Origin of the sequence: Psychrobacter sp. AOP7-B1-25 (assembly GCF_052376195.1) — a bacterium.
Lineage (GTDB): Bacteria > Pseudomonadota > Gammaproteobacteria > Pseudomonadales > Moraxellaceae > Psychrobacter.
This window is the reverse complement of record NZ_JBQSVK010000008.1, coordinates 98,182-111,133: the sequence shown is the minus strand read 5'-3', so window position 1 is coordinate 111,133 and position 12,952 is coordinate 98,182. Positions and strand designations below refer to the sequence as shown.

The window sequence follows — 12,952 nt, the reverse complement described above, 5'->3', positions numbered from 1 at the left end:
ATTATGTTCGCTAAACACTGATGATAATGAAATGAAAAATTACCATACATTGATGTTTATAAGAGCCATCTATTAACCGACATGAAAATAATAGGTTGATGCTATGCTCAGTCTAAGTTATTTAGAGTTAGATTTTGATGTATAAGTTATAGAGGTATTTATGAATAAGCGTTTATCTGGTTTACTTACCATGTCGGCAATGTTGTTTGCTGGCTCTGCAGTCGCTACCAATGCAAATGCTGCAGAAGCAAAAACCACACTTGCTATGATTTCGCAAGATAACGCCTCCCACATCGACCGTGTACTTGGTGAATTGAGCCGTCAGCACGATGGCGCATCAAGCTTAGTCAAGTCAGCCCGTCAGCCTACTTCATTAGCCCTCAGTAGCTCATTACTGGCTAATGATACGACCCAAGTTACTAATGATGAAGATGTACTAGAGCGTCTAACAGCTGTGGCCTCTAACTCAGTAAGCAAATTCAAGCAGACTGGTCTTGCTTCTTGGTATGGTCGTAAGTTCCATGGTCGCAAGACTGCTAGTGGTGAAACTTTTGACATGAATGCTCTAACTGCAGCGCATCGCTCATTGCCACTAAACTGCTATGTCAAAGTTACTAACAAAACCAACGGTAAAACGGTCGTCGTAAAAGTGAACGATCGCGGCCCATTCCATGGTAACCGCGTGTTAGATCTATCCTATGGCGCTGCCAAAAAACTTGGTATTACAAGTAAAGGCGTTGGCAACGTTTCTATTGAGCGCGTTGCAGGACCATAGTTTCAAGTATCGGTTTTAGAGACTGATAACATTGCCAACGTAAACAACAAAAAACGCCTAACTAATAATTAGTTAGGCGTTTTTTGTTGTTTATATTTATTGCTCCAAACTAATAGCAATGGCTTAACTACTTAAAACCAAGCACTATGAATTGTATATATCTTATAATTCAAATGCGCTTTCAATAGCATCATCAAGTCGCTCAACCGCAATTACATTGATACCTTTAAACTGAGGCGCTCCCTTAGCAGGTGCATTGGCTTTTGGGATAATGGCATGCTTAAACCCATGCTTCATTGCTTCTTTCAAACGTTCTTGTCCATTAGGTACTGGACGAATTTCACCAGATAGACCTACCTCTCCAAACACGGCTAGTGATGATGGTAACGCCCTCTCTTTGATACTTGATGCACAAGCCAGCAATACAGCTAAATCAGATCCTGTCTCTATAACTTTTACGCCACCAACCACATTGACATAGACGTCTTGTCCACTAGTGTGTATCCCGCCATGACGATGCATCACTGCTAATAGCATAGATAAACGCTGGAAATCCAGACCCAGCGCCATCCTCCTAGGCGAACCTTGTGAATCATCTACCAAGGCCTGTACTTCTACTAACAATGGTCTTGTACCTTCACGGCTAACCATGACCACAGAACCCGCAACAGGTTTGTCATAACGACTTAAAAATATCGCTGATGGATTGGCAACTTCTTTGAGCCCCATATCAGTCATACCAAAGATACCCAGTTCGTTAACCGCACCAAAGCGATTCTTGACCGCACGAATCATACGAAAACGCGAGTCAGACTGTCCTTCAAAATAAAGCACCGTATCAACCATATGCTCTAATACTCGCGGACCCGCTAGTGTACCTTCCTTGGTTACATGTCCTACTAAGAATAGCGCTGTCCCTGTTTGCTTAGCATAGCGCGTCAAAATCGCAGCAGATTCTCTAATTTGACTGACACCACCTGGCGCAGAGTTAATAGCATCCGTATAAATCGTCTGAATAGAATCAATAATCGCAATGGCTGGCTGCTCTTGCGTCAATGCAGCACAGATAGTCTCTACATTAGTTTCGGCCAGTACACGTAGCCTATCAGCAGGTAGGTCTAAGCGTTTGGCTCGCATAGCCACCTGTGCCAGTGACTCTTCACCTGTCACGTATAACGCACTGCCTGCCAATGAATCAGCCCGTGCCATGTTGGTCGCCGTTTGCAGCAAGATCGTTGACTTACCAATACCTGGATCACCACCGATTAACACTACGGAACCTGCCACTAGTCCACCGCCGAGTACGCGATCAAACTCACTGATACCAGTTGGTAGGCGTGTGTCAAGTGTGACGCTTACTGCGTTAAGTGGCATAACGGCGCTATGAGTACCAGAGTAATTACCAGCTGGCGCACTACTGCTACTATGAGCAGCAGCTCGAGCACTATTAGGCTTAGCAGTACTCTTGTTATGATGTGGCATACTGACATTTGGGGCTTCAACCAAGCTATTCCATTCCCCACAATCTGTACACTGACCTGCCCATTTACCAAAATGCGCACCGCAATGCTGACAGACATAGCTGGTTTTATTTTTTGCCATAGCTTATAAGCCTTATTCAGAGGATCAATCGAGAATAATGAAGAAAGTATTGTCACGCTTTGTGAGCGTTGATTCAGAAGTATTTGTTATGATAGCCAGCCATTATTTTGTAAGCTGTACTTTAAAGAGGATGATGTTAATTGTAGATATAAGTAGTAACTGGCTTACAAGTTCTATAAAGAGTAATTTCAGCCAGCTCTATTAGTTAATTAGAAAGTACAAAATTATTGCTATGCGTTTTACGCAGCGTTTAGAAAATAGAACATATAAAAAAGTAAGGAAGATAAATACCAGAATAACTCTACTTTTAGTGCTTTGTTTTATAGTGAAACGATCATATAAAATAGATTATAGGATAAAATATTTAACGCTTTCACTTATACTTGAAAGTCTTTGCCTAGATAAACAGATTTTACTAAGTCATTTTCTAACACTTCAGCTGAAGTGCCTTCTGCAATGATAGCGCCTTCTGATACGATATAAGCCTTTTCACAAATCGCTAGTGTATCTCGAACATTATGATCGGTTATTAGAACACCTATGCCGCGATTTTTTAACGTCAAAATAACGTCCTTAATGTCGCCAACCGAGATCGGGTCTACCCCTGCAAATGGCTCATCCAATAAGATAAACTTAGGATCAGCTGCCAATGCTCGCGCAATCTCACAGCGACGACGCTCACCGCCTGACACGCTCATACCCTGAGACTTGCGTACATGTTCTAAATGGAATTCGCCAATTAACTTTTCAAGCTCTTGCTGCTGTTCCGCTTTACTTAATTCTGTACGAGTCTGTAAGATAGATAGGATATTATCTTCGATAGATAACTTACGGAAGATTGATGCTTCTTGCGGTAAATAGCCGATACCTGCACGCGCACGCTCGTGCATAGCATACTTAGATAAGTCCATTTTACCTAAAGTAACACGACCTTTATCCATATTAACCAGTCCCACAACCATATAAAAGCTAGTCGTTTTACCAGCACCGTTAGGCCCTAACAGTCCTACAACTTGTCCTTGCTCAACAGAAAACGAAACATCTTTGACCACCCAACGCTTGCCATAACGCTTGCCTAGGTTTTGCATAGTCAATCGAGCAACTGGTGCCGTGTTGGTATGTGATGCCGATAGGTCTAGATTTTTATCTTCGCTCATAAATTACTCTTACTTTCACACAACTTAAGCATTGCTAAGGACAGACTTATTAATTCGTAGTCTATTTATTTGGATTAACGCACGCCGCTTTGGTTTGTGCCGTTGTTAGGTGGGAATACTAGTTCAACGCGCTGATTGCCACCAGCGGTCGCTTCAACATCACCTGCTTTTAGACTATAACGAATGACATTACCAGCAAAGCTTGCACCGTTCTGAACCAGCTTAGCATTGCCAGTTAGCGTAATAATTCCAGACACCGCATTATAGTCAATTTTATTAGCCTGGCCTTTTGCCAAACCCTTTTCTTGCGTGACTATTTGCTGCATAGTAGCGGGACGGCCAGTTGCTACCGCTGAGTTAATGCTACGCTGCTGAGAAAGATTGACCGTGATGTTGTCGGCCGTCATTTTAAAGGTACCTTGAGTAATAATGACATTACCTGCATAACTGGTCACACCGGTACTCTCACTATAAGTAGCTTTATCCGCTAACAACTTAATCTGCTGATTAGAATCTGATGGCAGTGCGTGACTATAAAGCGGTAGCGCTAACAACATTACCATTGGCAGTGCATGTAACTTATGCAAGCAGACTGATGATGCGCGTAAAGTAGGCAAAAATTTAAGTTTCATATAAATAACTCATTTCATAATAGGTGGTAGGATTTGCAAACTTTATGCTAGCCGCTATTTTTAACACAGTGAATAAGAAAGGTTTCGATTAAAATAATGCTTGATCTTGGCGTTCAGATGGAGAAAAAGCGACAGCGACTTGGCCAAACTCATACTCACCCGTTTCAAGATTGGCAGTCATACTAGAGGCTTCAAACCGGTTCATGCCTTGTTCGACTTTTACAGGTGCATCACTATACACTTTACCTGACTTCGTATTACCCTTTAACGTGCTACCAGTTACTTTTATCGGTTCAATATCAGGAGTATCTTGGTTACCTTCGCTTACTAGTGTAAATCCACCTGATAAGCTAAATTCTCCTGTCTGTTGACTAATCGCTGCACTGCCTGCCTGAATGCGATAACGTTGCTCTGCAGACGGTTCCCAATTCATAGTAATACCTGACATTTCATCCTGATTGGTCTCAGGATTATGGGTCAAAGACTCAGCTGTAAGCTCATATTCGGTTTCGCCTTGCTCGTTTGTCTGCACGGCTTTGATATCGGTGGCTTCGTAATCGACATCTGTTGTTTCAATGTTGACTGGCGCTGCTACATCGCCTTGTTGTTGAAAAAACCAACCCGCGATACCGGCAATAATTAAGGCTAATATAATCAAGACACGTGTATTCACAACTGTTTATCCTGATTTTGTGCCTCATCAAGCGTATAATGCGCGATAAAGTCTTGATAATGTCCATGACCTTTTAGGATAAGATCACATATCTCGCGCACTGCACCAGTACCGCCAGCACGAGTCGTTACCATATCGCTACGCTGAATAACTTCAGCATGCGCGTTAGGTACCGTTGCTGCAAACCCTACTGTTTGCATCGCCTTGATATCTGGTAAATCATCACCCATGTAAGCACAATCGGCAGCAGTAATATTAAGCGTAGGATCTAAAGACGATAGCAGCTCATTTAGCGCGATTAACTTATCATCGCGTCCTTGCACCACATGGTTAACACCCATTTCTGCTGCGCGTTTATTTACCATCGCACTACTACGGCCCGTAATAATGGCGGTCAAAATACCGTAACGCGCTAGAGACTTAACACCTACACCATCCTGTACTGAGAATGCTTTGGTCTCAACGCCATTAGCATCATAGATAATTTGACCATTGGATAAAATACCATCGACATCCATGACCAATAATTTTACTTGTCCGGCTTTCTGTATTAAGTCTTGCATCATTCATCTCTTTTTAATATTTATTTTCGAAGAGGTACTCTATATAGCTTAACTATTTCGATACTAACTCACAAACCTTATTTAACACCAGCTTGCAGCAAATCATGCACGGTAATAATAGCTTCTAAACGATCTTCATCGTCAATAATCAATAACTGACTGATACCACTCTCATTCATGACACTCAGCGCATCTGACGCACGCATTGTTTTACTGATATGGCGTGGGTTACTGACCATTACTTCATGCATTGGCGTTTGCAAATCGATGCCTTTTTCCAATCCTCGGCGCAAGTCACCATCTGTGAACACACCAACGACTTTATTGTCATCACCAGTCACTACCGTCATGCCCAAGCGACCAGCAGACATAGTAAACAAAGCTTGTTGCAATGGAGCTTGCTGATGAATCAAAGGCAAATCTTCTGATTTGGTATGCATTAAATCTTCGACGCGCGTTAACAGCTGACGACCCAAGGCACCAGCAGGATGTGATAATGCAAAGTCTTCAGAAGTGAAATTGCGTGCATGTACTAAAGCTACTGCTAACGCATCTCCGAGCGCTAAAGTAGCCGTCGTACTGGAAGTAGGCGCTAGATTAAGCGGACAAGCCTCTTGCGACTGACCAAGCGTCAATACAATGTCAGCTGCTCGTGGCAACATACCGCGCTTATCACGACTGATACTGATGAGTGGAATATTTAGATGTTTGACAACTGGTAGTAGCATCTTGATTTCATCTGATTCACCTGAGTTTGAAATAGCAAGCAGTACATCACCTTTCACAAGCATTCCCAAGTCGCCATGACCTGCTTCGCCAGGATGCATAAAAAAAGCAGGTGTACCAGTTGAGGCGAAAGTCGCTGCGATTTTACGACCAATTAGCCCAGACTTACCCATGCCTGTGACCACTACTCGACCCTTACAAGTCAAGATGATGTCACAAGCCTGTGCAAATCTGTCGTCAATCTGCTCTGTTAGCAATGCCAACGCAGATATCTCAGTATTAATCGCCTCAATAGCAGTCGTAATAAATTGCTCATGGGTTAAGTTGTTTTTGGTATCACTCATGAATCCGCTCTATTTTTATAATGAATCAATAGTTTATTTTACTACACTACGTTTCATATTAGTAATGGTCTACATTAATATAGTGTTTTGCAATCAATAAACAGAATACTACTATCTATACAAAAAAAACCCACTATTATCAGCAGGTTTTAAACGGATAAATCATACTTCAATAATTTGGCTCTAAACAATATGCTCGATTAATGCAACGAATTAGCTGTTATTATCGTTAGGTCCATCGTTTGGCTTATCTTCAAAACCTATATTATCTGTTGCAGCATCAAAACCACGGTCTTGACCAAAGCCCCCACGCTCAAACCCGCGCTCTTGACCTTGGCCGAAACTACCACGTTCAAAGCCACGATCTTGACCTTGGCTAAAACCACCACGGTTAAATCCACTACGATTCGATGCAAAGCCACGCTCTTCGAAACCACTAGCAGCAGGGTTGCCACCACGTTCAAATCCACCACCTTGATATCCAGTTGGTGCTGCACTTTGAGGCTGAGCACTGGTACCTGTCGACGTACTACTACGCGGGTTACGTGCTGGTACTACTGTTGAGATGGCATGTTTGTATACCATTTGGCTCACTGTGTTTTTCAGGAGAACAACATATTGATCAAATGATTCAATTTGGCCTTGTAGTTTAATACCATTGACCAAAAAAATAGAAACAGGAATGCGATCTTTGCGCAGCGAATTCAAGAATGGATCTTGTAAAGTTTGTCCTTTTGACATGAAATCTCTCCTAAATATTATATAATTATGTTTTGAGTGCCAATTATTTTAAGTGTCAATTTAATTATAATGGCTAAAAGGTAGATACAATAAGGTGTTTTCTTTATAAAACGTATCTAAATAAATACTCGTTGCTCTTAAGTGATTCCACTTTATCGCGAATACGTTATTATTGTAAATAATTAAGTAACTAGTTGTTTCGTCAATATTTTCTGTATACAAAAGTCTATAAATAGCTGTTATAACAATACTCAACTCATCGAGTTAAATTATAACAGCTATTTATGCCGATTTTTGAAACTAATTGTGATACCTATTATTCCACTTTAAGACAAATACTCTCGTGCTTCGGCCATCGTTTCAAACGTTTGTAATATCATACGACTGCTAGTATCAGCTTTATTTTCAGATTGCGAGATCTTACTTGACGATGTATTAGGCAATTGCATTACCTTTCGCAGCCATGTGTACTGACGTTTCGCTAGTTGTCTTGTAGCATATAATGCCTTATTTTGCATTTCCTGACAAGCAAGCACCTCGGTCTCTTGTTTAGCTATGTTCGATTGAGCGGCCGACTGAGTAATATTATCTGGGGTTTCTTTTTCTCCGTTGACAGCTGTATGTGCTCCAAAAGCTTCATAAAATTGATTTTTATCCAGATGATTCTCATCAAGTATCGGATGATCAATATGCACCAAGTATTCTAGTACTTGCCTGTAACCCACACAGCGCATCGAAGGCATATTAGGCGTAAGCGGATACTTTTTTAATAAGTCAATGACTTCAGTCACTAGCCCTTCATTCCACATGATGTCTAAGCGTTGTTCGATACGATCATGTAGCCATGGACGATCTGGCATTACCGATAGCGCATGCCACTGCTGCTCTAGATTGTGTGCCAGTGCTTGCTTTGGCTTGCGCTGCCAGTCACTTATTGGCATATCCGTTTGCAGATAGACTTCAACCGCACGCGTGATACGTTGAGTATCGGTAGCGTTCAAACGCTCATGGCTTGTAGGATCTATACTACCCAAGTAGTCATATAGAGCACTAATACCTTTCTCCTGACGCCATTGTTCTACTCGCGCTCGTACAATATCATCGCTATCAGGCACAGGAGACAATCCATCGAGCAGTGCCATGTAATACATCATGGTACCGCCAACTAGTAATGGTGTTTTTCCTTTTTGATGGCACTCATCAATGAGACGAGCAACATCGCTAACAAACTCAGCCACGCTATAGCTGTGCATAGGATCGATAATATCAACCAAATGATGTGGATAACGCGCCAGCTCAGTTGCTGTTGGCTTAGCTGTGCCAATGTTCATATCACGATATATCAGCGCTGAGTCCACAGAAATTAATTCAAAACGGCCAGTATCGTATAGCTCGTACGCCAGTGACGTTTTGCCGCTAGCAGTTGGTGCCATAAGACAAACCACGCTGTTATTCGTCAGTTTGTGAGGTAGGCTATCAGACGAATGTTGCATAAAGTGGCCTTTGATAATATATGGATAACGGTTGTTTTAATTATTATTAAATGCTGTCATTATTCTCAAACAGTCAAGACAGCATTAGCTTTACTAAACAGTGACTATCCATCGCTTTGATAGCATAATTCGTGATTATTTCAGTAAGATCATTCGCAAAAACCATTGAATCTTGCGCAGACATTTGCATATTGACGGTTATAAGTTGCTGATTAATCTCAGTGGCGCTGCTTGGCAATTTATCTTTTTTGAATACTTGCTGATTAGAGGTAAGTGGTTCAAACAACTGGCTTACTTTAAACTGCCAATCTTTAGCACTTATCAGTACACACTGTCCTTGATGATAAAATAACAGCCAAGGTAGATTTTTATCATCTGCGTTTGAGTCAATATCAATAGTTTCTATACTATCGATTATATCTAAGCAAATTGGCAAGGATGCCGAATTGGCTGCTCCAACAGAGGAATGTGAGGTGCTACTATCACTTTGTCCTGCCTGCTCATTAATGTAAGGTTGTACCGATTCTTGCAATGAAGACTTACCTGAAGATTTTTGACTTGCAGTAGACTGATAAGACTGTCTAGTAGCTTCTACTTTATTGTGCTGCCTTTGATTATTGGTAGGCTGACTACTGGACATAGGCATTTCAGACGGATAACCTTCAGAAGTATTGTTATTTGCTCGTTCCGAAGATATGTACTGACTATCAGCGTCTGTCGTTGATACAGATACGGGGGCATTGATTGTTTTCAACTGAGAGCGAATCGTATGGCCTAAATGCGCCATAATATTGTTCAATGGACTGATTTTGATACGTTGTTTAGATGGATGTACATTGATATTCAACCATTGAGTTGGTAAATCAAAATACAGCGCGTACCCCATACCTGCCAGCTGTGCATCTTGTGCAAGTTGGCGTATTTGGTTACTAATCAACGCTTCCTTTACCAGTCTGCCATTTACATAAATCAGCTTTGGTAAGTCAGATTTTTCATAATGCGATGGCCATAACCAGCCACTAACCACTGCCTGACTAACATTGCCACTGTACTCTACAGACGACTGTACTAGACTCGACAAATCTATCGATATTGCTAACGCATTATCTGTCAACGCCATACCTGTTGCTTGTTCTAGACGCGGCAGTGACAAGCGGCTGTCATTGTTATCATTAATACCCGTAGCACTTGCAGATAATGATAGCCGCTGTTTATTGTCATGGAAAAGTGTCAAAGCAACATCGGCACGCGCCAGTGCGACTTCTCGAACAATGGTCTCGATATGACCGAATTCAGTGGCAATAGATTTCAAATTGCCACGGCGGGCAGGTACGTTAAAGTACAGATCTTTTACAACAATCGTGGTACCGCGGTTATGGACAACTGGTAACAGTTTCGGTGTATCATCTAATACGCCAGCGACCTGTAATTGACGACCTATACCACTCTCATCATGACTACTGGTTAGGGACAAACGCGAGACAGCAGCCATCGCCGCTAACGCTTCACCGCGAAAACCCAACGTCGTAATACCATGCAAATTAGCAACATCGGCAACCTTACTGGTCGCATGACGGGTAATCGCCATGATCATATCATCAGGATGAATACCGACCCCATTATCCACCACTTCGATCAAGCCCATACCGCCTTGAGTAATGCGAACCTCAATATTGGTCGCACCAGCATCAATGGCGTTTTCAAGCAATTCTTTAACCACTGCTGCTGGACGTGTCACCACTTCACCTGCTGCTAATTGATTAATCAGAAGTGGCGATAGTTTTTTAATACGTGTATTAGAATGATTATCTGGCATTGATAGATGTCATATTTTAGAAGAATAACAATTGATATGGTTTAGATAGTGAGCTGCGATAAGTCCAAACCTTGCGCTTGACCTGATTTTGATAATATTAGCTGCACTTGGCGTGCTTCATTATCGTTGTCATCGCTTACACTCTGGGTCATATCGATGAATAACGTGGGCGGTGGTAGATAGCTATCAGCCCGGCTCGCCCATTCAATAATGACTAATGCTTCAGGCTCATCCAAATACTCATCAAATCCTATAAAAGACAGCTCTTCAGGATCTTGCAGACGATATAAATCTGCATGATAGACTGGCTTAATAGCCCCATCCTGTTTCTGAATACTATAAGGCTCAACCAAGGTATAGGTTGGGCTTTTCACTGCACCTGAATGACCAAGCGCTTGTAACCAGTAACGCGTCAACGTGGTTTTGCCCACACCCAAGTCACCTGCCAGCCACACACTTCCTGTCAGCGGCAATGACGCTAATTGCTTAGCCAATGATTGAGTATCTTTCTCAGACGCTAGGGTCAGAGTCTTTAAGTATTTACCATTTTTTATAGATTGATCATCACACATCAGATTGAACCTGCTTGTACTTGCTCTGTTTGTACCTGCATGGTCACGGTTGGATTGGTAAAGCTTTCACCGCGAATCAGCTTGGCATACAGCTCAGAGTCCGTCCACTCAGCGCGAACTTGCTCACTAAATTCAAAGTCTTCTAAGGCCAGTTTACCCATTTGATCATTTGCAACATCATCAGCAAAGCACTGTGCATACCCTGTCGCCGTCTCGTGGGCGATTACTGAGTACACGCTCACATCTGCTTCACCATTTTGCATTTGTGTCTGGCGCAGTATTTCTTGCGCCCAAAAGAATATCACTCGTGAAAACTGCTCTGCCGATGGTGAAACTGGCAAACTTATCCAACGTGCGCTAAATTTCTTACACGCTGCGACATACTCAGGATCATCTTTGTTCCAGAAGCAAATAGCATGATCGAAGCTATCAATAATATCTTTGATCGAAGATTTTAGCAGACCAAAGTCATAAACCATTTGCCCATGGTCTAAACGAGTGGCCTCTAAAATCAGCTCAATCTGATAACTGTGACCATGAATCGAGTGCTTACAACGCTCAGAGCTACAGTTACGAACGATATGAGCATTTTCAAATTTAAATAGTTTACGAATACGCATAATAATTTGACCAAAACAGCAAGCACTATGGTGCTAAATGTTAATAAATAAGAGTTTACCGCGTTTATGAGTCGGTTTATGATCTATTATAGCAAATCGCTATGTATCCGTAAGTAAGCACTTATTAATACAATGATTGATTGAACGAATTAACTGATAACCTATAGTTAGCCGTACTAACCGTTTAGTTGGTGTTTTTTTGATTGGCCATCGGCTTTTATAAGTACTACATTTTTAACCAGATACTGTTTTGACTGAAGCTTCGGTTTTGATCAGGGTCCGCGCGGTGCAAACATAATAATCGCCATTCCTAACAATGCAACTACTGAACCCAATATATCCCATGTGGTTGGTCGTATGCCATTGACCGTCCACAACCATAAAATCGCCATACATATATACACACCACCATATGCAGCATAGACCCTGCCCGCAGCAGTCGGATGTAACGACAGCAGCCAGACAAACGCAACCAGACTAAGCGCACCAGGTATCAGCAGCCAGATTGACTTGCCTTCTCGTAGCCATAGATAAGGCAGATAACACCCTGCAATCTCAGCCAATGCAGTAAGCGCAAACAGCCCAAAGGTCTTTAATTCTGTCAAAACTTACTACTCCTCACCCAACATTTTTCAATAGTAATAAAACTTGTCAAATATTATACGGTGTTATCAAAAACCAGTACTCTATCCTCTATAGCCGTACAATCGTACACCTTACCTCGACTGAATACTCTATAAGCTTTATATCCACCTGCGTACTCTAGATAGATAAACCTGATATTCTCTACCAAATTTTTGTGCCATCATTTTTTCTTCTGGCTGTATTTGGAAACGTGTCATATAAATCACAAAAACAGGTACTAACATAAATGGTAAAAAGTGAGACAGATAAAAAGCCCAACCTAGCAAGACAAGCACCAATCCTAAATACATTGGGTTGCGAGTATATCGATAAATGCCACTTGTCACTAGGTTTGTAGACTTTTCAGGCGTATGCGGATTCACAGTGGTTTGTGCTTTTTTAAATTGAGCCACACCCAAGACCCCACTACCCAGCCCTATGACACTTAAACCAATCGCCAGCGTATTTGATCCATTAAAATAGAACTGTAAATTAGGTATGACTTTAGAAGCGCCATACATAACAGCTGCTGTAATAATAACTTGCGCTACAGGCGGAACCTTAAGTTCTAAGGCATTCATGATTAAAACCTCTCTATCTTTAAAGCATTAATA

The 12,952-nt window shown here is 41.8% G+C and carries 13 protein-coding genes and 1 pseudogene; 1 reads left to right on the top strand and 13 read right to left on the bottom strand.

The annotated features are described in order from the left end of the window. Window positions 1-433: 433 nt before the first annotated feature. Window positions 434-775, top strand: a pseudogene (locus tag ACT3QR_RS08555) (septal ring lytic transglycosylase RlpA family protein); the annotation flags it as partial. Window positions 776-937: 162 nt separating this feature from the next. On the opposite strand, the gene radA reads toward ACT3QR_RS08555, so the two are convergent. The 13 genes from radA to ACT3QR_RS08490 all read right to left on the bottom strand — a co-directional run bounded on the left by radA (window position 938) and on the right by ACT3QR_RS08490 (window position 12,919). After that, complete coding sequence (gene radA / locus ACT3QR_RS08550) at window positions 938-2,377, bottom strand: DNA repair protein RadA (protein WP_444520922.1); 1,440 nt, start codon at window positions 2,375-2,377, stop codon at window positions 938-940. Between the two features lie 377 nt (window positions 2,378-2,754). After that, window positions 2,755-3,465, bottom strand: coding sequence for an LPS export ABC transporter ATP-binding protein (lptB, locus tag ACT3QR_RS08545; protein WP_444520956.1), 711 nt, complete (start codon window positions 3,463-3,465; stop codon window positions 2,755-2,757). Window positions 3,466-3,608: 143 nt separating this feature from the next. Further along, a complete protein-coding gene (gene lptA, locus ACT3QR_RS08540; protein ID WP_444520921.1) occupies window positions 3,609-4,166 on the bottom strand; it encodes a lipopolysaccharide transport periplasmic protein LptA in 558 nt (185 codons plus the stop codon). An 88-nt stretch (window positions 4,167-4,254) separates the two neighbouring features. Beyond that, complete coding sequence (gene lptC / locus ACT3QR_RS08535) at window positions 4,255-4,839, bottom strand: LPS export ABC transporter periplasmic protein LptC (protein WP_444520920.1); 585 nt, start codon at window positions 4,837-4,839, stop codon at window positions 4,255-4,257. Further along, window positions 4,836-5,402, bottom strand: a complete 567-nt coding sequence (locus tag ACT3QR_RS08530) for a KdsC family phosphatase (protein ID WP_444520955.1) — start codon at window positions 5,400-5,402, stop codon at window positions 4,836-4,838. The genes lptC and ACT3QR_RS08530 overlap by 4 nt, the downstream gene beginning before the upstream one ends. 77 nt (window positions 5,403-5,479) lie before the next feature. Beyond that, window positions 5,480-6,472 carry a KpsF/GutQ family sugar-phosphate isomerase gene (locus tag ACT3QR_RS08525; RefSeq protein WP_444520919.1) on the bottom strand — a complete coding sequence of 331 codons (993 nt, stop codon included), beginning with the start codon at window positions 6,470-6,472 and terminating at the stop codon, window positions 5,480-5,482. A 213-nt stretch (window positions 6,473-6,685) separates the two neighbouring features. Then, a complete protein-coding gene (hfq, locus tag ACT3QR_RS08520; RefSeq protein WP_444520918.1) occupies window positions 6,686-7,213 on the bottom strand; it encodes an RNA chaperone Hfq in 528 nt (175 codons plus the stop codon). 326 nt (window positions 7,214-7,539) lie between these two features. After that, on the bottom strand, window positions 7,540-8,706 hold the full coding sequence (gene miaA / locus ACT3QR_RS08515; RefSeq protein WP_444520917.1) for a tRNA (adenosine(37)-N6)-dimethylallyltransferase MiaA: 1,167 nt from the start codon (window positions 8,704-8,706) through the stop codon (window positions 7,540-7,542). A gap of 73 nt (window positions 8,707-8,779) precedes the next feature. Continuing rightward, a complete protein-coding gene (gene mutL / locus ACT3QR_RS08510; protein ID WP_444520916.1) occupies window positions 8,780-10,522 on the bottom strand; it encodes a DNA mismatch repair endonuclease MutL in 1,743 nt (580 codons plus the stop codon). Between the two features lie 41 nt (window positions 10,523-10,563). Next, window positions 10,564-11,094 carry a tRNA (adenosine(37)-N6)-threonylcarbamoyltransferase complex ATPase subunit type 1 TsaE gene (gene tsaE / locus ACT3QR_RS08505; protein WP_444520915.1) on the bottom strand — a complete coding sequence of 177 codons (531 nt, stop codon included), beginning with the start codon at window positions 11,092-11,094 and terminating at the stop codon, window positions 10,564-10,566. Then, the gene (locus tag ACT3QR_RS08500; RefSeq protein ID WP_444520914.1) at window positions 11,094-11,714 is read right to left on the bottom strand and encodes a 6-pyruvoyl trahydropterin synthase family protein; all 621 of its coding nucleotides are present in this window, start codon (window positions 11,712-11,714) and stop codon (window positions 11,094-11,096) included. The genes tsaE and ACT3QR_RS08500 overlap by 1 nt, the downstream gene beginning before the upstream one ends. A gap of 272 nt (window positions 11,715-11,986) precedes the next feature. Continuing rightward, window positions 11,987-12,319, bottom strand: coding sequence for a YnfA family protein (locus ACT3QR_RS08495; RefSeq protein ID WP_444520913.1), 333 nt, complete (start codon window positions 12,317-12,319; stop codon window positions 11,987-11,989). Between the two features lie 138 nt (window positions 12,320-12,457). Continuing rightward, window positions 12,458-12,919: a methyltransferase family protein gene (locus tag ACT3QR_RS08490; RefSeq protein WP_444520912.1), complete on the bottom strand. Its 462-nt coding sequence runs from the start codon at window positions 12,917-12,919 to the stop codon at window positions 12,458-12,460. Between the last annotated feature and the right edge of the window lie 33 nt (window positions 12,920-12,952).

Bases quoted from the DNA above. Each gene is read 5' to 3' on its own strand.
- miaA (WP_444520917.1), bottom strand. From the start codon at position 8,706: ATGCAACATTCGTCTGATAGCCTACCTCACAAACTGACGAATAACAGC.
- mutL (WP_444520916.1), bottom strand. From the start codon at position 10,522: ATGCCAGATAATCATTCTAATACACGTATTAAAAAACTATCGCCACTT.
- tsaE (WP_444520915.1), bottom strand. From the start codon at position 11,094: ATGTGTGATGATCAATCTATAAAAAATGGTAAATACTTAAAGACTCTG.
- ACT3QR_RS08530 (WP_444520955.1), bottom strand. From the start codon at position 5,402: ATGCAAGACTTAATACAGAAAGCCGGACAAGTAAAATTATTGGTCATG.
- radA (WP_444520922.1), bottom strand. From the start codon at position 2,377: ATGGCAAAAAATAAAACCAGCTATGTCTGTCAGCATTGCGGTGCGCAT.
- ACT3QR_RS08500 (WP_444520914.1), bottom strand. From the start codon at position 11,714: ATGCGTATTCGTAAACTATTTAAATTTGAAAATGCTCATATCGTTCGT.
- hfq (WP_444520918.1), bottom strand. From the start codon at position 7,213: ATGTCAAAAGGACAAACTTTACAAGATCCATTCTTGAATTCGCTGCGC.
- ACT3QR_RS08490 (WP_444520912.1), bottom strand. From the start codon at position 12,919: ATGAATGCCTTAGAACTTAAGGTTCCGCCTGTAGCGCAAGTTATTATT.
- lptB (WP_444520956.1), bottom strand. From the start codon at position 3,465: ATGCAAAACCTAGGCAAGCGTTATGGCAAGCGTTGGGTGGTCAAAGAT.
- ACT3QR_RS08525 (WP_444520919.1), bottom strand. From the start codon at position 6,472: ATGAGTGATACCAAAAACAACTTAACCCATGAGCAATTTATTACGACT.
- lptA (WP_444520921.1), bottom strand. From the start codon at position 4,166: ATGAAACTTAAATTTTTGCCTACTTTACGCGCATCATCAGTCTGCTTG.